Source organism: Mesorhizobium sp. NZP2077, from assembly GCF_013170805.1.
Classification (GTDB): domain Bacteria; phylum Pseudomonadota; class Alphaproteobacteria; order Rhizobiales; family Rhizobiaceae; genus Mesorhizobium.
This window is the reverse complement of record NZ_CP051293.1, coordinates 4,657,708-4,679,076: the sequence shown is the minus strand read 5'-3', so window position 1 is coordinate 4,679,076 and position 21,369 is coordinate 4,657,708. Positions and strand designations below refer to the sequence as shown.

At 63.0% G+C, this 21,369-nt stretch carries 24 protein-coding genes; 13 read left to right on the top strand and 11 right to left on the bottom strand.

Annotated features, from left to right (window positions below):
• Positions 1-66: 66 nt before the first annotated feature.
• Complete coding sequence (locus HGP13_RS23430) at positions 67-615, bottom strand: alpha/beta hydrolase (protein WP_172229430.1); 549 nt, start codon at positions 613-615, stop codon at positions 67-69.
• Between the two features lie 242 nt (positions 616-857).
• Here HGP13_RS23430 and HGP13_RS23425 point away from each other — a divergent pair, with 242 nt between their 5' ends.
• Positions 858-1,670, top strand: a complete 813-nt coding sequence (locus HGP13_RS23425; RefSeq protein WP_172229428.1) for a VOC family protein — start codon at positions 858-860, stop codon at positions 1,668-1,670.
• Positions 1,671-1,720: 50 nt separating this feature from the next.
• On the opposite strand, the gene purB is transcribed toward HGP13_RS23425, so the two are convergent.
• The 3 genes from purB to HGP13_RS23410 form a co-directional block, all read right to left on the bottom strand.
• The gene (gene purB / locus HGP13_RS23420) at positions 1,721-3,028 is read right to left on the bottom strand and encodes an adenylosuccinate lyase (protein ID WP_172229426.1); all 1,308 of its coding nucleotides are present in this window, start codon (positions 3,026-3,028) and stop codon (positions 1,721-1,723) included.
• A gap of 158 nt (positions 3,029-3,186) precedes the next feature.
• Positions 3,187-3,600 carry a hypothetical protein gene (locus HGP13_RS23415; RefSeq protein ID WP_246707464.1) on the bottom strand — a complete coding sequence of 138 codons (414 nt, stop codon included), beginning with the start codon at positions 3,598-3,600 and terminating at the stop codon, positions 3,187-3,189.
• 107 nt (positions 3,601-3,707) lie between these two features.
• Positions 3,708-4,430 carry a DUF2259 domain-containing protein gene (locus tag HGP13_RS23410; RefSeq protein WP_172229424.1) on the bottom strand — a complete coding sequence of 241 codons (723 nt, stop codon included), beginning with the start codon at positions 4,428-4,430 and terminating at the stop codon, positions 3,708-3,710.
• Positions 4,431-4,564: 134 nt separating this feature from the next.
• On the opposite strand from HGP13_RS23410, the gene HGP13_RS23405 reads away from it, so the two are divergent.
• Positions 4,565-4,819: a DUF2171 domain-containing protein gene (locus tag HGP13_RS23405; protein ID WP_096445325.1), complete on the top strand. Its 255-nt coding sequence runs from the start codon at positions 4,565-4,567 to the stop codon at positions 4,817-4,819.
• A gap of 15 nt (positions 4,820-4,834) precedes the next feature.
• On the opposite strand, the gene HGP13_RS23400 is transcribed toward HGP13_RS23405, so the two are convergent.
• Positions 4,835-5,857: a P1 family peptidase gene (locus tag HGP13_RS23400; RefSeq protein WP_172229422.1), complete on the bottom strand. Its 1,023-nt coding sequence runs from the start codon at positions 5,855-5,857 to the stop codon at positions 4,835-4,837.
• On the bottom strand, positions 5,857-6,930 hold the full coding sequence (locus HGP13_RS23395) for a branched-chain amino acid ABC transporter substrate-binding protein (protein WP_172229420.1): 1,074 nt from the start codon (positions 6,928-6,930) through the stop codon (positions 5,857-5,859). Before HGP13_RS23395 ends, HGP13_RS23400 begins: the two co-directional genes overlap by 1 nt.
• A 179-nt stretch (positions 6,931-7,109) precedes the next feature.
• Between HGP13_RS23395 and HGP13_RS23390 the strand changes: the two genes are divergently transcribed.
• The 7 genes from HGP13_RS23390 (at position 7,110) to HGP13_RS23360 (ending at position 13,564) form a co-directional block, all read left to right on the top strand.
• Complete coding sequence (locus tag HGP13_RS23390; protein WP_172229418.1) at positions 7,110-7,637, top strand: flavin reductase; 528 nt, start codon at positions 7,110-7,112, stop codon at positions 7,635-7,637.
• Positions 7,634-8,563 carry a MoxR family ATPase gene (locus tag HGP13_RS23385; protein ID WP_172229416.1) on the top strand — a complete coding sequence of 310 codons (930 nt, stop codon included), beginning with the start codon at positions 7,634-7,636 and terminating at the stop codon, positions 8,561-8,563. The genes HGP13_RS23390 and HGP13_RS23385 overlap by 4 nt, the downstream gene beginning before the upstream one ends.
• Positions 8,564-8,567: 4 nt before the next feature.
• A complete protein-coding gene (locus HGP13_RS23380; protein WP_172234817.1) occupies positions 8,568-9,833 on the top strand; it encodes a VWA domain-containing protein in 1,266 nt (421 codons plus the stop codon).
• 45 nt (positions 9,834-9,878) lie between these two features.
• Positions 9,879-10,217 (top strand): XdhC family protein, encoded by a 339-nt coding sequence (locus HGP13_RS23375; protein WP_172229414.1) that lies wholly within the window; start codon positions 9,879-9,881, stop codon positions 10,215-10,217.
• Positions 10,218-10,223: 6 nt separating this feature from the next.
• Entirely contained in the window at positions 10,224-10,961 is a 738-nt protein-coding gene (locus HGP13_RS23370) for an XdhC family protein (RefSeq protein ID WP_172229412.1), read from the top strand.
• A 66-nt stretch (positions 10,962-11,027) separates the two neighbouring features.
• A complete protein-coding gene (locus tag HGP13_RS23365; RefSeq protein WP_172229410.1) occupies positions 11,028-12,638 on the top strand; it encodes a molybdopterin-binding/glycosyltransferase family 2 protein in 1,611 nt (536 codons plus the stop codon).
• Between the two features lie 32 nt (positions 12,639-12,670).
• Positions 12,671-13,564, top strand: coding sequence for an alpha/beta hydrolase (locus tag HGP13_RS23360; RefSeq protein WP_172229408.1), 894 nt, complete (start codon positions 12,671-12,673; stop codon positions 13,562-13,564).
• 34 nt (positions 13,565-13,598) lie between these two features.
• Here HGP13_RS23360 and HGP13_RS23355 read toward each other — a convergent pair whose 3' ends face one another.
• Positions 13,599-14,651: a DUF1176 domain-containing protein gene (locus HGP13_RS23355; RefSeq protein WP_172229406.1), complete on the bottom strand. Its 1,053-nt coding sequence runs from the start codon at positions 14,649-14,651 to the stop codon at positions 13,599-13,601.
• A gap of 143 nt (positions 14,652-14,794) precedes the next feature.
• Here HGP13_RS23355 and HGP13_RS23350 point away from each other — a divergent pair, with 143 nt between their 5' ends.
• Positions 14,795-15,301, top strand: coding sequence for a DUF1993 family protein (locus HGP13_RS23350; protein WP_172229404.1), 507 nt, complete (start codon positions 14,795-14,797; stop codon positions 15,299-15,301).
• A gap of 52 nt (positions 15,302-15,353) precedes the next feature.
• Here HGP13_RS23350 and HGP13_RS23345 read toward each other — a convergent pair whose 3' ends face one another.
• On the bottom strand, positions 15,354-15,518 hold the full coding sequence (locus HGP13_RS23345) for a hypothetical protein (protein ID WP_172229402.1): 165 nt from the start codon (positions 15,516-15,518) through the stop codon (positions 15,354-15,356).
• A gap of 395 nt (positions 15,519-15,913) precedes the next feature.
• On the opposite strand from HGP13_RS23345, the gene HGP13_RS23340 reads away from it, so the two are divergent.
• The 3 genes from HGP13_RS23340 (at position 15,914) to HGP13_RS23330 (ending at position 18,871) form a co-directional block, all read left to right on the top strand.
• Positions 15,914-16,375, top strand: coding sequence for a hypothetical protein (locus tag HGP13_RS23340; RefSeq protein ID WP_172229400.1), 462 nt, complete (start codon positions 15,914-15,916; stop codon positions 16,373-16,375).
• 117 nt (positions 16,376-16,492) lie between these two features.
• Complete coding sequence (locus HGP13_RS23335) at positions 16,493-17,560, top strand: aldo/keto reductase (protein WP_172229398.1); 1,068 nt, start codon at positions 16,493-16,495, stop codon at positions 17,558-17,560.
• A 45-nt stretch (positions 17,561-17,605) separates the two neighbouring features.
• A complete protein-coding gene (locus HGP13_RS23330; RefSeq protein ID WP_172229396.1) occupies positions 17,606-18,871 on the top strand; it encodes a cysteine desulfurase-like protein in 1,266 nt (421 codons plus the stop codon).
• Between the two features lie 9 nt (positions 18,872-18,880).
• Here the strand turns inward: HGP13_RS23330 and HGP13_RS23325 are convergent, their stop codons facing one another.
• From HGP13_RS23325 to HGP13_RS23315, 3 genes are read right to left on the bottom strand one after another with little or no spacing between them, the layout of a single operon-like run.
• Complete coding sequence (locus HGP13_RS23325; RefSeq protein ID WP_172229394.1) at positions 18,881-19,909, bottom strand: histone deacetylase family protein; 1,029 nt, start codon at positions 19,907-19,909, stop codon at positions 18,881-18,883.
• A complete protein-coding gene (locus tag HGP13_RS23320) occupies positions 19,906-20,424 on the bottom strand; it encodes a GNAT family N-acetyltransferase (protein WP_172229392.1) in 519 nt (172 codons plus the stop codon). The genes HGP13_RS23325 and HGP13_RS23320 overlap by 4 nt, the downstream gene beginning before the upstream one ends.
• 9 nt (positions 20,425-20,433) lie before the next feature.
• Positions 20,434-21,363: a 3-keto-5-aminohexanoate cleavage protein gene (locus tag HGP13_RS23315; RefSeq protein ID WP_172229390.1), complete on the bottom strand. Its 930-nt coding sequence runs from the start codon at positions 21,361-21,363 to the stop codon at positions 20,434-20,436.
• Between the last annotated feature and the right edge of the window lie 6 nt (positions 21,364-21,369).

The following is a 21,369-nucleotide window of genomic DNA, read 5'->3' as shown; positions in this document are numbered from 1 at the left end:
GGCTGCTGGCCAGTGCTCCCGCAGCTATAGCCGCAAAACACTGCTTTCTGGTGAATGCTTGATTGGCTAGAGGTCGGTCAGGAACTTGGCGAAGGTCATGGACCCTTCAGGCCAGGGGCCGAAGCCTGAATCCTGGTTGAGATGGCCGGTCTCGCCGGCATCGATGAACAGCGATCCCCAGGCGCCGGCGATGTCCTCCGCGACATCGAAAGCGCAGAACGGGTCGTTGCGGCTGGCGGTTACGATCGACGGAAAAGGCAAGGGCTCGCGCGGATAGGGGCCGAAGGTCATCAGGTGCTTCGGCTTGAGCTTGGGGTTGGCGACATCGGGCGGTGCCACGAGGAAGGCTCCGGCGACCGGCTTCACGAATTGCGGAATGGCCTGCACGGCCGCCGCGACGCCGAGCGAGTGGGCGACGATGACCACCGGCCTCTCAGCCTCATTGACCGCTCTGGCCACGCTCGCCGTCCAGTCCTCGCGCACCGGCTTCGACCATTCCGCCTGCTCGACGCGCCGCGCAGTTGACAGTTTCGACTGCCAGCGGGTCTGCCAATGCTCAGGTCCGGAATTGGTGTAGCCCGGAACGATCAGGATATCTGCGTCTTTGACTTTCATGGCGCTGAGATAGCGAGCCCGATTGCCTCATGCAACCGTTGAAGGGCACGCTCCTGCTCGCAATGGTGAACACCATGTTCGCTTTTCGCTGTCTTGTGTGAACGATCGCAATAGACGATCTGTCGTCAGGAGAGAAACAGCCGTGGGGCCGGATTTTGGCGCTGACACGACGTACAATGATTGGCGGCGCCGGGCTCCTGGCTTTGGGAGCTTCATCAAGCGTTGCCGCAACGGAGACAATGATGAGCGAACTGCCATTTGCCGCCACCACGCCGGTGAGCGTTGCCCGCGTCGGCCTGAAGGCGCGCGATGTCGAAAGCCTGGCTGCCTATTACCGCAAGGTCGTTGGCCTGCAGGAGTTGAGCCGTGCCGATGGCGCGATCACGCTCGGCGCCGGCAGCCGTCCGCTGCTGGTCGTCGAGGCTGATCCTTCGGCCAAGCCAGACGATCCGCGCAGCGCCGGCCTGTTCCATACGGCTTTCCTGCTGCCTAGCCGCGCCGACCTCGGCCGCTGGATCAACCACGCCATATCAGACAAGATCACTATCGACGGTGCTTCGGACCATCTGGTGAGTGAGGCGCTGTACCTGACCGACCCTGAAGGCAATGGCATCGAGATCTATGCCGACCGCCGTCCGCAGGACTGGAAATGGAACGGCGACAAGATCGCCATGGCGACCGAGCGGCTGAATATTCCGTCCATTGTCGCCGAAGTGCCGGCTGGCGATGCCGGCTGGCAAGGCGCGCCGGAGAACAGCATCGTTGGCCACGTTCATCTGCGCGTCGGCAGGCCTGAAGAGGCCGAGACTTGGTGGAACAAGGAATTCGGCTTCGATACGGTGGCCAGATATGGCGGCCAGGCGGTGTTCCTGTCGTCCGGCGGCTACCATCACCACATCGGCGCCAATGCCTGGCAGAGCGCCAGTGCCGGCCGCCGCGACCCGAGCCGGTCGGGTCTGGCCTGGGTCGAGATGCGTTCGGACAATGTGGCCAGCGAAACCACGCGGGAAGACCCTTGGGGCACGATGATCAGGACTGTACCCGGCAAGGCGTGATCGGCTTTTGACGCGAGCTTCTTTCTCCCCGTAAACGGGGAGAAAGAAGCTCAGGCTTCCCCAAACACCCGCCTGAAAATCGTATCGACATGCTTGGTGTGATAACCCAGGTCGAATTTCTCGCGGATCTCGGCTTCCGGCAATGCCGCGGTCACTTCCTTGTCGGCCAGAAGTTCCTCAAGAAAATCAGCGCCTTGCTCCCACACCCTCATGGCGTTGCGCTGCACCAGCCGGTAGGAGTCCTCGCGTGACAGGCCGGCCTGCGTCAGCGCCAGCATAACGCGCTGCGAATGCACCAGGCCGCGGAACTTGTTCATGTTCTTCAGCATGTTCTCGGGATAGACGACCAGCTTGTCGATGACGCCGGTCAGCCGTGACAGCGCGAAATCAAGCGTCACGGTGGCGTCCGGGCCGATCATCCGCTCGACCGAGGAGTGCGAGATGTCGCGCTCGTGCCAGAGCGCCACGTCCTCCATCGCCGGCAGCGCCATGGAGCGCACCATGCGGGCAAGGCCGGTGAGGTTTTCCGTCAGCACCGGATTGCGCTTGTGCGGCATTGCAGACGAGCCTTTCTGGCCCGGCGAAAAATACTCTTCCGCTTCCAGCACCTCGGTGCGCTGCAAATGCCGGATCTCGGTCGCCAGCCGCTCCATCGACGAGGCGATGACGCCAAGCGTGGCAAAGAACATGGCATGGCGGTCGCGCGGGATGACCTGCGTCGACACCGGTTCCGGCTTCAGCCCGAGCTTTGCCGCGACATGCTCCTCGACATAGGGGTCGATGTTGGCGAAGGTGCCGACGGCCCCTGAAATCGCACAGGTGGCGATGTCTTCCCGCGCGTGCACCAGTCGCTCGCGGCAGCGCGTGAACTCGGCATAGGCCTGAGCCAGCTTGATGCCGAAGGTCGTCGGCTCGGCATGGATGCCGTGGCTGCGGCCGATGGTGACGGTATCCTTGTGCTCGAAGGCGCGGCGCTTGAGCGCGGCAAGCAGGCCGTCAATGTCGGCGAGCAGGATGTCGCTGGCGCGGGTGAGCTGGACGGCAAAGCAGGTGTCCAGAACATCCGAAGAGGTCATGCCCTGGTGGATGAAGCGCGCATCGGGTCCGACGAATTCGGCGAGATGGGTGAGGAAGGCGATCACGTCATGCTTGGTGACGCGCTCGATCTCGTCGATCTTCTCGACATCGAATTTCGCAGCATTGCCCTTTTCCCAGATGGTTTTCGCAGCCGCTTTCGGGATGACCCCGAGCTCGGCCAGCGCGTCGCAGGCATGGGCCTCGATTTCGAACCAGATGCGAAACCGGGTTTCGGGCGACCAGATGGCGACCATTTCCGGCCGGGAATAGCGAGGGATCATCGGTCAGTCCTGATGTATCTAGAGCAATTCCAGGAAAAGTGCGCAGCGGTTTTCCGTCCGGAATTGCGAAAAACAAGGAGTTAGAGCGGGTCGGCGGTTCTACCAAACGCTGAACCGCTCTGGGTTAGCCCGCGTCCTAACAGAGGCGGACAAAATGCTCAACGCCGCTGCCGTGCAAACCAGAGGCTGGCGGCAAACAAGGCGACGAAACCAAGCGGAAAATAGAGCCTGATGCCCAGCACCACGAACTGGTACAGCGCCACCGCCATCGTGAAGACAAGCTGAACTCCCCAGGTGAGGGTGAAGACGGGCGCATGCCATTCGGCATAGTAGGATCGGTATTGCAAGGCATAGAGCCCTGCCGTCAGCCCGATCGTCGCAGCGGCAAGGCACACCATTGCTGCCGCGAAGGCGACCTCCCGACCCCTTCCGAGCGAGACCAGCCGTGCCGCGAACAGGCCCACCGGAAAGGCCAGGGCGCCGCCGCCCGCAAACAGCAGCGATACCGTGCGGATTTTATCCGGCGTCACCCAACTATCCAGCAACAGGTTGACGAGCGCACTGGCGCCCATGGTGACGGCCCATAGCAAGGCGCCGAGAAGTGCCGTGCGCGGCGTCGGTATCGCGTTGTAGACGCGGCGAAGGGCACGATTGGCCCTTGCAGGTTGAGCAATAGGTGTCACAGGCGGCCGGTCACGGCGATCCAGCGGAAGTCCGGCCCCTCGAAACCGTATTGGCGCACGGCGATCAGCACCGCATAGGCGCTGAGGCTGTCCATGGAGAATGTCTGCACCGCACCGATGCGGTAGCCGTTTGGGCAGCCGCGGCTCTTGGGGATCGCCTTGTCTTCGTGCAGCAATTTGGTGGTGCCGCCATCCTGCGCCTCGATGCGCAGCAGCCGAAAGCCACTGATCTCGCCCTGGCTGTCGCAGCCTTCGGTGTGGTTCATGCCGAGTTCGTCGAGCCGGAATTCGAGCGGCTGGTCGACCGGAGAAAAGATCGGCCGTGGATTGACCACTATCCGGTGCGGATCGGCCGAAAGCTCGGTCACCGGGTTGAAACCGGCGGTGATGCCGCGGTTGGCGCTCAACTCGGCCTGGCTGACAATGGCCTCGCCCTTCTGCCGGGCCTGAAGGCGCGCTGCGTCCAGTTTGCCGTTTTCGTCGTCGAGCCGGACCCGGATCGGCGTGCCCTTGAGAAAGCTGTCATTGCTCGTGTCGATGTAGTAGCGGTTGGCATAGGGAAAGCCCGACCCGTCCTGGACGCCATACTCCTCGAAGGCGAAAACGCCACCGTCCTTGGTGAAGCCAAGGATCTCAAGCTCGGCGACATCGCCGGCATGGGCGATCGACGCGGCAAATTGCGCGGCCAGGGAAACGGCAAACAACAAAAGCATTCGCATCGGTTCTTCCTCCGGCAAGCCGCGATCGTTTCAATCCCTAGCACGGCCGAATCAAAACGTCGTGCGGGTCAAAAGCCGATGCATCCAATCGGGCCGTCATTTGTTATTGTCGGCAATCCCAATGGAGAACCACCATGACCGACACCAGCAAAATTCGTGAGCATATGGAAGTCGTCGGCGCCGATGGCGTGCATGTCGGCACTGTCGACAAGGTCGACGGCCAGCGCATCAAGCTGACCAAGGCCGACAGCGGCGAGGGCGCTCACAAGGGCCATCACCACTACATTCCTCTGGCACTGGTTGCCGAGGTCGATGGCAAGAAGGTGTGGCTGTCGGCGAATTCCGATGTCGCGGTGACGTTCGAGGAAGAAAAGTCCGATCCTGTCTGATAGGGCGATCCGCTCCTAGCGGCGCGATGACCAGACAGGAAACAGGTCGTTGTCGGCTGGCGTCGCGGCAAACACGCCGCGGCTGATGGCGCGCGCCATGGTGGCGCCGGCCGCGGCGTAAAGGTCGATTGCCGCATCGGCTTCGAGCCGGATGCCGCTCCTGCCGGTCGCCAATGCAAACACCAGATCACCGTCGGCCGGCGTGTGCGTCGGCCAGATGGCGCGCACGAAGCCGTCATGCGCCGACATCGCCAGGCGTTTTGCCGCGGCCTTGGTGAGCACTGCGTCCGTGGCAATAATGGCGATGGTGGTGTTGCCGCCGGTTTCCATCTGCCGGCCTGCTTGCTTGTTGCGGTATTTCAGTAGGATGTTCTTGGCATCGTCCGGCATCGGCGAGGGATAGCCGAGCCCGCCGAATTCATCGCCGATTTCGAACGGTGCCGCCCAGAAATGGCGTGTGCGGCTGACGGTCACCGAGCCGGTCGGATTGACGGCGGCCAGTGCACCGATGGTAACGCCACTGTCGAGCGGCGTTGAGGCCGACCCCAGGCCGCCCTTCAATCCTGCGGTCAGCGCACCGGTGCCGGCGCCAGCCGTGCCAATCTGGAAATCGGTGGCGGCGGATTGCGCTGCCTCATAGCCGAGGTCGCGGTAGGGAGGATATCGGCCCCAATCCTTGTCACCGCCATTGCGTAGGTCGAACAGGATCGCAGCCGGCACGATCGGCACGCGAAACCCGCCGACCTCCAGGCCGATGCCGCGCTCGCGCAGCGCCGCCTGCACGCCGGACGCAGCATCAAGGCCGAAAGCCGAACCGCCCGACAGCACCACGGCATGGATCGCCTCGACCGAATTGTGCGGTTCGAGCAGGTCCGTCTCGCGCGTTCCCGGCGCGCCGCCGAGGATCTGGACACCGGCCACCGCCGGTTCGTCGCACAGCACGGTCGTCACGCCCGACTTCAGCCTGGCGTCGAAAGCATTGCCGACGCGCAGACCGGCAACGTCGGTGATCAGGTTGCGCGGACCGGTGCGGAACATCAGTTGCTTTCCAGGGGCACGAAGCGCGTGCCGTCGAAGCGGAAGACGCGGTAGGGGCTCTGGCTGAGGTCACCTTTCGCATCGAAACGGACAGGCCCGATGGCGGTGGTGAAATCCTGCCCGGTCAGCGCCTCGGTCAGTGGCTTGCCCGAACTCTCGGACAAAGCCAACGCCGCCTTGGCGATCTCGACCGCCGCATAGGCAGGCAGCGTGTAGCCGTCCGGCACGATTTTCTGCGCGGAGAAGCTTTCCAGCACTTTTCGATCTGCGACATCAGCCCATTCGGGCGGCGCGATCAGCAGCGTGCCCGTTGCATAGGGCACGTCGCCGGGTGGTGTGCGCAGATTTTCGGCGCCGGCAAAGGTGATGCCGGCCTGGAGCTGCGCGGCATCGCGGCCCATGATGGCGATGTCGTCGCCGTCGCCGCCGGCAAAGACATGCGTGGCGCCGGCCTTTTTCAGCCGGCCGACCAAGCCGATCTGGTTGTCGAGCTGCGGTCGGAACGTGTCGACGAAGACAGGTTTCAGCGCTGCTTGCTCTGCCGCCGCGCGAAACGTCTCGGCCATTTCGCGGCCATAGATGGTGCCGTCGTCGATGATGGCGAACAGCTCGTTCTGCCACAGCCGGGTGAGGGCGGAGGCAACGGCGTTGCGCTCGTCGTCGCCGCGCGGCCCGAGGCGATAGACCGGCCAGCCGGTCTTGGCGCGGCGGTCCGTCAGGCTTTCGGTTCGCACGCCGACCGTGATGACCGGTATGTTGGCGTCCTTGAGGATCGGCATCGCCGCCTCGATGGCGTCGGTGCATAGAAAGCCCACCACGACATTGACTTTGGCCGCGGCGAAATCCCTGGCCGCCGCGGCACCACCCTCGGCGGTGCAGGCGTCATCCACGGTCTTGAGTTCGATGCCATCCGCTTGCGCCGCCACACTGGCGCCGGCCTCGACCTGCTTGCCGAGAATTGCCGATGGTCCGGACAAGGGCGCGGCGACGCCGACAAGCAGCGCCTGCGCGTTCGCGCTGTTGGCCACGAACAGCCAGACCAGCGCCGCTATTGTTCTCGTCCCAGGTCGCATTCGAGCGATGGATTCCTCCGAGCCGGCTTTACGCTTTGGCACTATTTGCTGCCAAGACCTAAAGGCTGCCCGGCCTTGGTGCAACACGCGAATTTGGGGATATGGGCCAAGCACTTCGCTTGTGGCGTGTCATGTGTGGCCATATATGTCAGGAAGATGCTGGCCATGGAAAATCTCCGGTGCTGAAGAAGAACGATATTGGACCGCAGTCCTATCGCGACGCGATGAGCCATTTTGCCGGCCACGTCCATGTGGTCACCACCGACGGGCTCGCGGGAAAGCGCGGCACGACGGTGATTGCCGCCTGTTCGGTATCGGACACGCCGCCGACCATTCTGGTCTGTCTCAACCGTGAAAATGCCAAGAATGAGCTGTTCGTGCAAAACGGCCGGTTTGCCCTGAACACGCTGGCCTCGCACCAGGAACCGCTGTCGATCGGCTTTTCCGGCATCACCGGCCTGTCGCTTGAAGAGCGTTTCGCGCTCGGCGAATGGGACGTGATCTCCACCGGCGCGCCGACGCTGAAGGGCGCGCTCGCGGTGTTCGACTGCGAACTGATCGACACCAAGGACCTGGCCACCCATCGTGTGCTTTTTGGCAAGGTGACAGGCTTGCGCATGGGCGATAATTTGCGGCCGCTGATCTACCACGCTCGCGGCTACCATGTCCTGGACAGCGGAGCGGCGGCGTTCACGGAGAAAGAATGACCGAGCTGAAACCGCGCCCCGTGCCGCGGACGATCGACGAGACGCTCGATCTTCTGACCGGCGCGGACTATGTGGCGGACCGGTCGCTGGCGACCGTGCTTTTCCTGTCGCTGCGCATGAACCGGCCTTTGTTTCTCGAGGGCGAAGCCGGCGTCGGCAAGACAGAGATCGCCAAGGTGTTGGCAGGGGCGCTTGGTCGGCGGCTGATCCGCCTGCAGTGCTATGAGGGGCTCGACGTCTCCTCGGCGGTCTACGAGTGGAACTACGCCGCGCAGATGATCGAGATCCGCATGGAGGAGGCGGCCGGCAAGGTCGACCGCTCCGCCATGGAGCGCAACGTCTTCTCCGAGAAGTATCTGATCCGCCGCCCGGTGCTCGATGCGCTGACCGGCAAGACGGGGGCCGCCCCTGTCTTCCTGATCGACGAGCTCGACCGCACCGACGAAGCCTTCGAAGCCTTCCTGCTGGAAATCCTGTCCGACTACCAGGTGACGGTGCCCGAACTCGGCACCATCAAGGCCGAAGAGCCGCCGATCGTCATCATCACCACCAACCGCACCCGCGAGATCCACGATGCGCTGAAGCGGCGCTGTCTCTACCACTGGGTCGATTATCCCAATGCCGAGCGCGAATTGGAGATCGTGCGCCGCAAGGTGCCGCAAGCCAACCAGCGGCTTTCGGCGGAGGTGGTTTCCTTCATCCAGAAGCTGCGCCAGATCGAGCTGTTCAAGGTGCCGGGCGTTGCCGAGACCATCGACTGGGCCGGCGCGCTGACCGAGCTCGACAAGGTGGCGCTCGATCCCGAAACCGTGTCCGATACGATCGGCGTGCTGTTGAAATACCAGGACGATATTGCCCGCATCGGCGCGGGCGAGGGCCGGCGCATCCTCGACGAGGTCAAGGCCGAGCTTGCGGCGGCGCAGTAGCGTGATGAAGGCGCCGGGTGCTTACCCCAAAGAGGCCGACCCCAGAGAGGCGACGCCGGACGGGCGCATCGCCGACAACATCGTTTATTTCGCCCGCACCTTGCGCAAGGCCGGCATGCGGGTCGGGCCGGCCTCGGTCAAGGATGCCATCGAGGCGGTGCTGGCCGCCGGCATCGGCTCGCGTGACGATTTCTACTGGACGCTGCACGCGGTGCTGGTGTCCAGGCATGAGGATCACCCGACCTTCGACGAAGCCTTCCGGCTGTTCTGGAAATCGCGCGAACTGATCGAGAAGATGCTGGCGATGTTTTCGCCGGTGGCGCCTGACGCCAGGGAGAAACAGAAGCCGCGCGCGGCCGAAAACCGCGTCAGCCAGGCGATGTTCGAAGGCCATCAGAAGAACCAGCCACCCCAGGAAGTCCCTGAGATCGAGGTCGATGCCCGCTTCACCTTCTCCGGCAACGAAGTACTGCGGGCTAAGGATTTTGCCCAGATGAATGCCGCCGAGATGGCCGATGCCAAGAAGGCCATCGCCGAGCTGCGATTGCCTTTCGACATGGTGCTGACCAGGCGCTTCAAGGCCGATGCGCATGGCCGCCGCATCGATCCGCGCGCCATGATGCGCTCGGCCGCGCGCACAGGTGGCGAACTGATCCTGCCGAAATTCCGCTCGCCCCGCGAAGTCCATCCGCCGCTGGTGGTGCTGGCCGACATTTCCGGCTCAATGAGCCAGTACACGCGCATTTTCCTGCATTTCCTGCATGCGCTGACGGAAAAGCGCCGCCGCGTGCACACCTTCGTCTTGGGCACCAGGCTGACCAACCTGACCCGGCAAATGCGCCACCGCGATCCCGATGCGGCCCTTGCCGACTGTTCGGCGGCGGTCAAGGACTGGTCGGGCGGCACGCGCATCGGCGACACGCTGGCCGAGTTCAACCTGGTATGGTCACGCCGCGTGCTCGGGCAGGGTGCGGTCGTGCTTCTGATCACCGACGGCCTGGAGCGCGACGATGTCGCCGGCCTGTCCGAGGAAATGGATCGGCTGCACAAATCCTGCCGGCGACTGATCTGGCTGAACCCGTTGCTGCGCTTCGACGGTTTTCAGGCGCGCGCCCGCGGCGTCAAGGCGATGCTGCCGCATGTCGATGAGTTCCGCTCGGTCCACAATCTCGACGCGCTCGCCGACCTCTGCGCCTCGCTCGACAAGAAGTCAGCGCAATCTGTCGATCCGCGGCGATGGATGGATGCTGGCGCGAAGCACGCCGCATAGCCATATGTTTATTCACCGGAAAAACAGACTCTGAGAGAAGCGATCATGGACGACAGCATCTATCTCGATGAGGCCCGCGACCCGCTGATTATCGCGGAAGGCTGGATGAAGGACGGCAAGGATGTCGCCATTGCCACTGTGGTCGAGACGTGGGGTTCGGCGCCGAGGCCGGTCGGCAGCCATCTGGTCATTGACGCCGAAGGCAATTTCCACGGTTCGGTCTCGGGCGGCTGCGTCGAGGGTGCGGTGGTAAGCGAGGCGGCCGACGTCATCGGCTCCGGCAAGGCCAGGATGCTGGAGTTCGGCGTCGCCGATGAGACCGCTTGGCAGGTCGGCCTGTCTTGCGGCGGCCGCATCAAGGTGTATGTCGAGCGGTTGGGCTGATCTCAGATGGATCCATATGCCTTAAAGACTTTGAATGCCGAACGACGTGCCCGCCGCGCGGCAATACTCGTCACCGATCTCGGTGATGGCCGCGACCGCATTGTTCGCGAGGGCGACCAGGTCGCCGGCGATCTTGGAGCCGCGATCGCTAAGGCATTTCGGTCGGGCAATTCCGGCTCCGTCGAAGCGGAAGGGCGGACCTTCTTTCTCAACGCGCATCTGCCGCAGCCACGCCTCGTGGTGATCGGCGCCGTCCATATCAGCCAGGCGCTGGCGCCGATGGCGAAAATCGCCGGCTACCCCCTCGAAATCATCGATCCGCGCACTGCCTTTGCGACACCGGATCGCTTTCCCGATGTAGCCCTGCATGCCGAGTGGCCGGAAGATGTTCTGACGCGCCAGCCGCTCGACAGCTACACCGCGCTTGCCGCCGTCACCCATGACCCCAAGATCGATGATTTCGCGCTGAAGGCAGCGCTCGACGCCAACTGCTTCTATGTCGGGGCGCTTGGCAGCCGCAAGACGCATGCAAAACGCGTCGAGCGCCTGCTGGCTTTGGGCGCCACCGCCGACCAGATCGCCCGCATCCACGCGCCGATCGGGCTCGACATCGGTGCCGCCAGCCCCGCCGAGATCGCCGTCGCCATTCTCGCGCAGACCATCTACGCCTTCCGATCGCGCGGCCTCGATGCCTCCGCATCGGCCCAAAGATCGGAATCGATTTTGGAGAAGCACGATGCGTAGATTCAAAACAGCAGAGCGTCCTTTGCGCGTCCAACTGGACGCGCGGCGCTTTGCGGGCGCGGTGGCGTGAAATTCGGTCCGATCCCGATTGAAGCGGCTGAAGGCGCGGTGCTGGCGCACGCCACCACCGCTGGCGAAAGGCGCTTTCGCAAAGCGCACAGGCTGAGCGCCGAAGACGTCTCCATACTCAAGCGGGCTGGCGTCTCGCAGGTTGTTGCGGCCGTGCTGGCCTCGGACGATCTCGGCGAGGACGCGGCGGCGCAACGAATTGCCGAGAGCATGACTTTCAGCGGCATCGAGGCGAGGCCCGCCGCCACCGGCCGCGTCAATCTCCACGCCAAGGCATCAGGTATCTTCACGGTCGACGCCGCTGTCATCGACGCCATCAACGCCGTCGACCCCGCCATCACCATTGCCACGCTGGCGCAGCATGCGCCGGTCGAGAAGGGTCAGATGGTGGCGACGGTGAAGATCATCCCGTTTGCGGTCGCCTCAACGTTGGTCGATACTGTGACGAAAATCTGCGCCGGCGGCGAGATATTTGCCGTCAACGCCTATCGACCGGTGCGTGTCGGTGTCATCCAGACGGTTCTGCCAGGCATCAAGCCCAGTGTGCTCGACAAGACGCTACGCGTCACCGAAGCAAGGCTGGCGCGTTCGGGCGGCCGGTTGACGGCGGAACGCCGCACGCCGCATGAGATCGCGCCCGTGGCGGAGGCCGCCGCCTCGCTGACGCGCGATAACGACATGGTGGTGATTTTTGGCGCTTCCGCGATGAGCGATTTCGCCGATGTCGTTCCGGCGGCGATCGAAATGGCGGGCGGGACTGTCATCCGTGCCGGCATGCCGGTCGATCCCGGCAATCTGCTGGTGCTCGGCACGCTTGCCGGCAAGCGCGTCATCGGCGCGCCGGGCTGCGCCCGCAGCCCCAAGGAAAACGGCTTCGACTGGGTGCTTGACCGCCTTATTGCGGGCCTCGACGTCACCGCGAAGGACATCGCCGGCATGGGGGTCGGCGGACTGCTGATGGAAATCCCGACACGGCCGCAGCCGCGCGAACCGCAGCCGGCCAAGAGCCGGCTCAAGGTCGCCATCGTGCTTCTGGCGGCTGGCCGGTCAAGCCGCATGGGCGGACCGAACAAGCTCATGGCGTTGTTCGACGGCAAGCCGCTGGTGCGCCGCACCGCCGAGCGCGCGCTCGGATCGAAGGCTTCGGGCACGATCGTCGTCACCGGTCATCAGCGCGAACGGGTGCACGCAGCTTTGTCGGGCCTCGACGTCACCTTCGCAGACAATCCGGATTTCGCCGATGGCCTGTCCACGTCGCTGAAGGCCGGTATTGCCTATCTGCCCGAAGACACGGCCGGCGTGTTGATTGTTCTGGGAGACATGCCTGGTGTTGTGTCGGACGATCTTGACCGGCTGATCGGTGCCTTCCGCAAGGCTGGAGGCAATTCGGTGGTCCGCGCTTCGCATGCGGGAAAACGCGGCAACCCGGTGCTCCTGCCACGCTCGCTGTTTGCGGCCATCGCTCATCTCGAAGGCGATACCGGCGCGCGCCACCTCGTCGAGGCCGAAGGGCTCGACGTCATCGATGTCGAGATCGGCGAGGGCGCGTCTGTCGATGTCGACACCCGCGAGGCGCTCGAAGGCGCCGGCGGCGTGCTGCAGGATTGACAAACCCGGGCCGAATTACGCAAGCCTGCGGTATGGCTTTTCGTTTCCTTTCTCCTCTCCACAGCTTTCTGATCGCAACATTTGTTCTTGGCGTTGCCGCCCACGCCGATGCGCTCGAACTGAAACCCTTCAAGGACGATCTCTTCGCCTATCCGGCAACTATCTCGTCCGACACCAACGGCGCCTATACGGTCATCGACTATCGCGAAATGCGCGACATCAACCAGCGCGACGAAGTGCCGGAAAAGCGCGTGCATGCGCAGTATACCGACACCAGCGTGCGCAAGGTGCAGCAGGATCTGATGCTGAAGACCGACGCTGGCGATGTCAGGCACGTCGCCGTCGGCAAGACGGAAGGTGCCGCCGTCATTGTGCTCTACCTGCACGGGCAGGGCGGCAGCCGCAAGCAGGGCGCCGACGACTTCACTTTCGGTGGCAATTTCAACCGCCTCAAGAACCTAATGGCCGACAATGGCGGGCTTTATCTCTCGCCGGACTTCCCCGATTTCGGCGACAAGGGCGCCGCACAGGTCGCGGCCTTGATCGATCACTACGCTGAACAGTCGCCCGGCGCGAAGATATTCGCCGCCTGCGGCTCGATGGGCGGTTCGCTGTGCTGGAAGCTCGCCGCCCGCAAGGACACTGGCGGCCGCATCAATGGGCTGCTGCTGCTCGGCTCACTTTGGGACGACAGCTTTTTGGCCAGCCCGGCCTTCAAACGGCGCGTGCCAGTGTTCTTCGGCCAGGGCAGCCATGACGTGGTCTTTCCCGTGGCGAACCAGGAAGCCTTCTTTCGCTCGATCCTCACCAAAACGAAGACATATCCGACCCGCTTCGTCCGCTTTGAGACCGGTACGCATGGCACGCCGATCCGCATGGTCGACTGGCGAGGCACGCTCAACTGGATGCTGTCGAAGGCGCCTTGATACAAAAGGACAAAGGCTTGAAGCGCATCGCGCTTCAGGGTGCGGTGTTGTAGTCGACAATCGTCTTCGGATTTTCTTCGCCATCATAGGACGCGTCGACGTCATACTGAACCAGCGAAAAATCACCGTTACGGAACAAATATGTGCCGGAGTCGGAGGCATCGCCGACGCCGCGCCATTTGTTGAAAGTGGTGATCGTATGGGCGTCCGCGTCATAGTCGGAGTTGGTGGCCCATCCCGTGGTGTGGAAGCCGATCACCGTCACGCTCAACAGCTTGCCGTCACTGTCGTTGTTTTCGTAGCGGATATCGGTCTCCGGTTCGGCGAACTGCAATTGCCGCACTTCCGACAATTCGTCGGCCATGTAGTAGACTGAACTTTCATTGTAGGCGGCGGCCGCACAGGAAAAATGAAACAGCCGCGTTTCCTTGTCCGGATCGCCGGGCTGCGCATTCTTGTCCTTGTCCTTGATCGAAAAGACCTCCGGCTCAGTGGCCAGAAGCTCCTTGTCGCACTGGTCGCCATAGGTCGCCAGGAAGGCCTTCTTGGCCTGCTCGAGTGTCGTATCCTTCTTTGGCGGCGGCGGACCATCGCCGCAGCTTGGCGGCACAGCCTTCTCGAAATCGACTGTTGAAGGTTTCAGCGCGCCTTTTTCGATGTGGATCGGATCGAAGGGCGGCGCTGCCTGCGCCTGGGCGTTCACCTGGCGCAGCGTATAGCAGCCGGCAAAGACTTTTTCACCGCCACTCTTGTCGGTGGCGCGAATGGCAACAGGGACGTTGTAGAAGATGCTGCCGGCGGCACCATCGTCTGAAATAGCACCGGTCGCGACCTCGACCTTGTCGGTACCGTCATACCCCTTAACGAAACTTTCGAAATCTTTGGCCGGCTTCGCATCACCATAATAACCCCAGGCCCGGGCGAATTCGTGCCGGTTGATGGCGCTGTAGAGCGAGCGGATGACCGCTTCGGCGCTCGACCGGTCGTCGACATAGGGCGCTTCGGGCGCATCGTCGGCGGCCAGCGCCGCTTGGCCGGATATGGCAAGGGAGAAAAGGGCAGTCGCTGCGAGAAGGACGCGTCTCATCGGGAATCTCCGCTCGATGACGGAAATTCTACCACAGCGATTGCGGCGGCGTGGTGACGCGGAGCCTACGGCGCTTGAAGAATCGTGCGGGGAGGCGCTACGTCCCCCTGCGCCGGCGTTCAGGCCGGACAGGGAGATTTGACGTGACCATATCGATGTATGAGGCATCCGTACCCGTGTTTTCAGCCAGGCTGAAAGCACTTTCCAGTGTGCTGGCGGCTGCCGAACAGAATGCGCTTGACCGCAAGATCGACCCGCAGGTGTTTTTGACGGCGCGGCTTGCACCCGACATGTTCGCTTTGGCCAGGCAGGTGCAGATCGCAACCGACCATGCCAAGGGCGCGCCCTCGCGGCTCGCCGGCCGAGAGGTGCCGAAATACGAGGACAATGAGGCAAGTTTTGCCGATCTTGAGGCGCGGATCGCCAAGACGCTCGCGCTACTGGCGACTTTTTCACCGGCAGATATCGACGGTTCCGACGACAAGGTGATCGAGTTGAAGCTTGGTGGCCGCGAAACTACGTTGGGCGGCATGCACTATCTGCTGCATGTGGCCATGCCCAATTTCTACTTCCACCTCACCACCGCCTACGACATCCTTCGCCACAATGGCGTGCCGTTGGGCAAGGCGACATTCCTGGGATCGCGTTGAGAAATCAGACTTTGAGATGTCCCGGATCGGTCCGGGACATCTCGCCAGCTGCTTAGCGAATGGACATCTCGCGGGCGATGCGCGGGAAATCGGCGGGCTTGATGCCGATATCGGCGCGGTCGGAATTGCTCATCGAATGAAGCAGCGCGAGCGCAGTTCGATATCTCAGATGCTCCTGCGGCCGCGGCCTGGCGAACATTTCAGTGAAGAAACCCATGATTCAGGCTCCTGGTTGGTCCTCCACGCCAGCCAATATAGGTGAATCGTGACAATTGTGCAGTGCAGCATTTGCATGCCTGCTATGTCCGGATGATTTTCATAGATTTTTTGCGGCCCAGTGAAACTTCTGCGCTGTACGGACCGTAGGCTTCAACGCTAGCACATGGCTAGTTTTTCCTCGCCACTCCTGGCGAATTTCCGGACTGCACGAAAGTGCGGTCCGGCTTTTTGTTGGAGAGGCATCGATGCTCGGACGGTAATCCTCGCAACGGCTAAATTCCTTAAGATCGGTGGCATGTATTTTTAACGAGCCGGTTCTATGCTCTGTAGCCTGGATAGTCGGGCAAGGGGGAGGCTGACATCGCTACCGGCGCCAAGCGCGATTTCGCGTCGTTGCTCGACGACCTCTTCGTTGCCTCCGACAAGGGCGACGGCATCGAGGGCGACGAGGCCGGCGCGCGTCCGTCCATTCCGTTTGACTATCTCTCGGTCGCCGACGAACTTCATTCCGGCCGCATCAAGGTATCCGCTGCCGAGTATCGCGAGGCAGGTACCGATCTAGCGAGCGAATTCGCCGCCTTGCTCGACCACGCCAAGCTGGCCCTGGCGGGCGAAGTGCCAAGGCCCGAGGAGAAACTTCCACCGATCGATCCTGTCTCGATCGCAGCCGAACTCGGCCTCAATCAGTCCAAGCAGATTGCCGACTTCAGTCGCATGCGCCGCAGCTTTGCTTTCACCAACCATCCCGATCGGGTCGCCCCGCATCTGCGCCAGCGCGCCGTGATCCGCATGCAGGTCGCCAACATGCTGATCGACGAGGCCAAGCGCCGCGCCGTGGCCGGCCCGCGCCGCTAGCTAAACGCGCTGGCTCACGCAAAAGTCGGCATGGTGAGGCTTGGAGAGCGCCTCCGCTTTCCTTATAGATGCGGCTTCCTCCCTGCGTAGCCGCGCACGCTTTCCCTCCGGAGTTCCATGCACAAACGCCGTCTCGGTCGGACCGATCTTCTTGTCACCCAGATCTGCCTTGGTTCGATGACCTGGGGCCAGCAGAACACCGAGGCCGAAGGCCACGCGCAGATGGACCTGGCTTTTTCGCGCGGCGTCAATTTCATCGACACCGCAGAACTCTACCCGATCCCGCCCAAGGCGGAGACACAGGGGCGGACGGAAAAGATCATCGGCAACTGGATGAAAGCCAAGGGCAACCGCGACAAGGTGATCCTTGCCTCCAAGGTCGTCGGCCGCACCGCCAACACCTGGTTTCGCGGCGACAGGCCGTCGCAACTGGTGCGCGCCGATGTTTTTGACGCCGTCGACAAATCGCTGGCCAAGCTCGGAACCGACTATCTCGACCTCTACCAGATCCACTGGCCGGAACGGGATATCCCCTGGGGCGCCAGCCCCGCGCGGATTGGCGCTGTGGCGCGCCGAGCCGATGCCGACGGCGCGCCGGCCAACGAAACGCCGATCGCCGAGACGCTTGGCGCCTTCGATGAGCTGGTGAAGGCAGGAAAGATCCGCCATTTCGGCCTGTCGAACGAGAGTTCCTGGGGTGTCATGCGGTTCCTTGCCGAGGCCGACAAGGGCGTCGGCCCGCGCGTCGCCTCGATCCAGAACGCCTACAATCTCGTCAACCGTACCTTCGAGGTGAACCTCGCCGAGGTCTGCGAGCGTGAACAGGTGTCGTTGCTGCCTTATTCGCCGCTGGCGCAAGGTTATCTGACCGGCAAATACGACCATGGCGCGCGCCCGCAGGGCTCGCGCTCGCAGCTGTTCAACCGCGGTCAGCGTTATGAGACGCCGAATGCCGCGGAGGCACAGCTCGAATACAACGAACTGGCGCGCTCGTTCGGCATGGAGCCGGCCCTGTTTGCCAACGCCTATGTTTCGAGCCGGCCCTTCGTCACCTCCAACATCGTCGGCGCGACGACCATTCCGCAGCTCGAAATGGCGTTGTCCTCGGTGGATGTCGTCTGGACCGAAGAGATGCAGAAGGCGGTGGACGCGATCCATCAGCGGGTCGGCAATCCCTGCCCCTGATCGGCGGGGATGGAATTATCAGGGAGTAACAGAGGGGTGGAGACGATGGTGGACTTTTCGATCGAGGCCGTGCGCGGAAAATTTCCGGCGCTTTCCCTGACCGACAAGGGCCGCCGCCGCATCTATCTCGACAATCCCGCCGGCACGCAGGTGCCGCAGGCGGTCGCCGACGCGGTGTCGCGCTGCCTGCTCACAACCAATGCCAATCTCGGCGGCTATTTCGAAACGACGATCGCCGCCCAGTCCGTCGTCGATGAGGCGCATCAGGCAATGGCCGATTTCCTTGGCGCGGCGAGCCCTGAGGAAATCATCATCGGCGCCAATATGACGACGCTGACCTACCACATGTCGCGCACGCTCGGCCGCACGCTGAAGCCTGGCGACGAGATCATCCTCACCCGCATGGACCACGAGGGCAATGTCTCGCCCTGGCTGCAACTCGCCGAGGATCTTGGTCTCGTCGTGCGCTGGCTGTCATTCGACGAAAAGAGCTGGCAGGTCGAGGAAGCGGCGCTCGCCGGTTTGCTGTGCGACAAGACACGGCTGGTCGCGTTGAACTATGCCTCGAACCTGACCGGTTCGATCAATCGCGTGAAGGCTTTGACTGCCATCGCAAAAAAGGTCGGCGCGCTGGTCTATGTCGACGCCGTCCAGTTCGCACCGCATGGCCTCATCGACGTGCAAGACCTCGGCTGCGATTTCCTGATCTGCTCGGCCTACAAATTCTTCGGCCCGCATATGGGCGTATTGTGGGGACGGCTGGATGTCATCGATGGCCTGAAACCCTACAAATGTCGCTGTTCGTCCAATGGTCTGCCTGAGCGGTTCGAGCTTGGCACGCCGCAGATCGAGCTGATGGCCGGCCTCACGGCGGCGGTCGACTATTTCGCCGAACTGGGCGCGGCGGGCGAGGGTGATTCAAGAAGGCAGAAGATCGCCAAGGCATTCGAAGTCGCCATCGCCTATGAAAATCCGTTGGCGCAAAGGCTGATCGACGGCCTGTCCGACATTTCAGGCCTGACCATCCATGGCATCACCGATCCGAAACGGCTTGGCGATCGCGTGCCGACGGTCTCGTTCACCGTCGATGGCATCGTTCCGGAGACGATCGTGCGGCAGATGAACGTCGAAAACATCTTCCTGTGGTCCGGCCACAACTACGCCTGGGAGATCGTCCACCAACTTGGCATTCCGGCCGAACAGGGCGTCGTGCGCATCGGTATCGCGCACTACAACACGGCGGCCGAGATCGACGAGACGCTGGAGAGCGTACACCGGGTCATTGCCCTGCTCAGGCAGCAGCGCTCCTAGGCGGGATCCTTACCGCGCCTTGCCGCCGAATCCGGTGAGGAAGGCGGTGAGGTTGTCGCCGAGTTCGTCACAGAGATAGCCGCCTTCCTGGACGATAACCGTCGGCAGGCCAAGCCGGGCAATCGCCTCGCCGATACGCGAGAAGCCTGGCGTGGTCACGGAAAGTCCGCCGAATGGATCGCCCTCGAAGGCGTCGAGGCCGAGCGCGACGACCAGCGCGTCCGGCGAGAAGGACCGGATACGCTGGAACGCCCCCTCGAGTGCTTCCAGAAACGCCGAGTCGGCAGATTTGCGTGCCAGCGGCAGGTTGAAGTTGTAACCAAGGCCCGGGCCCTCGCCACGCTCGTCGGCGTGACCCCAGAAAAATGGGTAAAAGCGCACCGGATCGGCATGCAGCGAGACGGTGAGCACATCGGGCCGCGCATAGAAAATGCCTTGCGTGCCATTGCCGTGGTGCAGGTCGACATCGAGGATCGCCACCCGCGCCGCCTGCTTGCGCAGCACCTGCGCTGCAACCGCCGAGTTGTTGATGAAGCAGAAGCCGCCGGCGACATCGGCAAAGGCGTGGTGGCCCGGCGGGCGGCACAGCGCATAGGCGGCCGGCGCGCCAGTCATCACCGTTTCGGCTGCTTCGACCGCGCTCCACGCGCTCCACAGGGCGCTCTGCCAGGTTTCGCCCGAGATCGGGCAGGCGGTGTCGGCCATATGGTAACCAGCCTGACCAACCGCCGAGGCCGGATAGGAGCCGTGGCGCGCGATCGGATGGATGTTGGGGATGACCTCGGCAGACGCGCCATCGATCCGCTGCCAGCGTTCGAAAATATGTTCGAGGAAGTCGAGATATTCGGGCGTATGCACCGCCGAAACCGGACCGAGGCCGTGATTGCGTGGCCGCTCGATCGTGCAGCCCGCAGATGATGCGCCGGCTAACAATCTTTCGACGCGCTCGGGTTCTTCCGGATTCGGCTGCGGTGCACCACTGGAAAGAAAGGCCTTGGGGTCATGGCGCTTCTGCTCCTGCGCATAAAAGGCTTTCATTCCTGCTCCCCATTCCCCAGCCCATCGGCGAAGGCAAAGAAAGCCTCGCCGATGATCTTCTGCGTCTGCTCGTAACTCGACCAAGCGATCCCAAGCCTCTCGTAAAAGGCCTTGGCGCCCTCATTGTCGGTGTCAACCGACAGCCTGAGATAGACGCCACCTTCCTTGCTGCATTCCGCAGCGACGCGCCGCAGCAGCCGCTCACCGATCTTGCGGCCACGGAACCGGTCCTCGACATAGAGGTCCTGCACATAGACCCCGGGCCGCCCCATCCAGGTCGAGAAGATCGGGAAATGCAGGCAAAGGCCGGCGAATTCGCCGGCCACCTCGGCGATCAGGGTGGAGAACGCCGGCTTTTCGCCAAAGCCATAGGTTCTGAGATCATCTGCCGTCGAGATGATTTCCTCGGGCGCACCGATATGGGTGCCGAGTTTCAGGATCGCCGCGTGGATAGTTTCGACGTCTTCGATCCCGCCGGGGCGGAGAAGGACGTCACTGGGTGCTGGATCGGTCACAGTCTTGCCTCAAAACGCCACCCGATCGCCGCCTTTCAGCGCCAGCATCTCACGCGCCTCGGCGGGCGTGGCAACCTCCAGCGACAGGCCATCGAGAATGCCACGGATGCGGCGCACCTGGTCGGCATTGGATTTCGCCAGTTGGCGGCCGTCATAGAGGCTGTCTTCCAGGCCGACACGGACATTGCCGCCCATCGCCGCGGCAATCGAGATCAGCGGCATCTGCTGGCGGCCGGCGGCCAGCACCGAGAACTGGTAGCTGTCGCCAAACAGCTTGTCGGCGATGCGCTTCATATGGATGAGATTGTCCGGATCGGCGCCGATGCCGCCCAGGATGCCGAGCACGAACTGGATGAACAGCGGCCCCGATACCAGCCCCCGGTCGCGGAAATGCGCCAGCGAATAGAGATGGCCGACATCGTAGCATTCGAATTCGAAGCGCGTACCGCAGCCCTTGCCTAGCCTTTCCAGCACGCCCTCCATGTCGGCAAAGGTGTTCTTGAAGATGGTGTCGCGGGTGGCTTCGAGCAGCTTCGGCTCCCACTCGTGTTGCCATTCGCGGGGCTTATCGAGCATCGGGAACAGCGCGAAATTCATCGAGCCCATGTTGAGCGAGCACATTTCGGGCTCGGCCCGCAAGGGCGCCGCCAGCCGCTGGTCCAGTGTCATCAGCGACGAACCGCCGGTGGTGATGTTAATCACCGCATCGGTCGCCTGCTTGATGCGCGGCAGGAACTGCATGTACACCTCCGGATCGGCGGTCGGCCGGCCGTCTTTGGGGTCCCGTGCGTGCAGATGCAGGATCGATGCGCCGGCTTCGGCGGCGGCGATCGCCTCAGTGGCGATCTGGTCCGGCGTCACCGGCAGATAGGGCGACATTGACGGCGTGTGCACCGAGCCGGTGACGGCACAGGTGATGATGACTTTTCTCGGCGCCACTTTTTT

What these genes read in the sequence shown, in the direction of transcription:
- HGP13_RS23395 (WP_172229420.1), bottom strand. Translation starts at nt 6,930, where the DNA reads ATGCGACCTGGGACGAGAACAATAGCGGCGCTGGTCTGGCTGTTCGTG.
- HGP13_RS23345 (WP_172229402.1), bottom strand. Translation starts at nt 15,518, where the DNA reads ATGGGTTTCTTCACTGAAATGTTCGCCAGGCCGCGGCCGCAGGAGCAT.
- HGP13_RS23375 (WP_172229414.1), top strand. Translation starts at nt 9,879, where the DNA reads ATGGACGACAGCATCTATCTCGATGAGGCCCGCGACCCGCTGATTATC.
- HGP13_RS23380 (WP_172234817.1), top strand. Translation starts at nt 8,568, where the DNA reads ATGAAGGCGCCGGGTGCTTACCCCAAAGAGGCCGACCCCAGAGAGGCG.
- HGP13_RS23385 (WP_172229416.1), top strand. Translation starts at nt 7,634, where the DNA reads ATGACCGAGCTGAAACCGCGCCCCGTGCCGCGGACGATCGACGAGACG.
- HGP13_RS23410 (WP_172229424.1), bottom strand. Translation starts at nt 4,430, where the DNA reads ATGCGAATGCTTTTGTTGTTTGCCGTTTCCCTGGCCGCGCAATTTGCC.
- HGP13_RS23360 (WP_172229408.1), top strand. Translation starts at nt 12,671, where the DNA reads ATGGCTTTTCGTTTCCTTTCTCCTCTCCACAGCTTTCTGATCGCAACA.
- HGP13_RS23330 (WP_172229396.1), top strand. Translation starts at nt 17,606, where the DNA reads ATGGTGGACTTTTCGATCGAGGCCGTGCGCGGAAAATTTCCGGCGCTT.
- HGP13_RS23370 (WP_172229412.1), top strand. Translation starts at nt 10,224, where the DNA reads ATGGATCCATATGCCTTAAAGACTTTGAATGCCGAACGACGTGCCCGC.
- HGP13_RS23355 (WP_172229406.1), bottom strand. Translation starts at nt 14,651, where the DNA reads ATGAGACGCGTCCTTCTCGCAGCGACTGCCCTTTTCTCCCTTGCCATA.
- HGP13_RS23425 (WP_172229428.1), top strand. Translation starts at nt 858, where the DNA reads ATGAGCGAACTGCCATTTGCCGCCACCACGCCGGTGAGCGTTGCCCGC.
- HGP13_RS23430 (WP_172229430.1), bottom strand. Translation starts at nt 615, where the DNA reads ATGAAAGTCAAAGACGCAGATATCCTGATCGTTCCGGGCTACACCAAT.
- HGP13_RS23325 (WP_172229394.1), bottom strand. Translation starts at nt 19,909, where the DNA reads ATGAAAGCCTTTTATGCGCAGGAGCAGAAGCGCCATGACCCCAAGGCC.
- HGP13_RS23405 (WP_096445325.1), top strand. Translation starts at nt 4,565, where the DNA reads ATGACCGACACCAGCAAAATTCGTGAGCATATGGAAGTCGTCGGCGCC.
- HGP13_RS23335 (WP_172229398.1), top strand. Translation starts at nt 16,493, where the DNA reads ATGCACAAACGCCGTCTCGGTCGGACCGATCTTCTTGTCACCCAGATC.
- purB (WP_172229426.1), bottom strand. Translation starts at nt 3,028, where the DNA reads ATGATCCCTCGCTATTCCCGGCCGGAAATGGTCGCCATCTGGTCGCCC.
- HGP13_RS23400 (WP_172229422.1), bottom strand. Translation starts at nt 5,857, where the DNA reads ATGTTCCGCACCGGTCCGCGCAACCTGATCACCGACGTTGCCGGTCTG.
- HGP13_RS23415 (WP_246707464.1), bottom strand. Translation starts at nt 3,600, where the DNA reads ATGGGCGCCAGTGCGCTCGTCAACCTGTTGCTGGATAGTTGGGTGACG.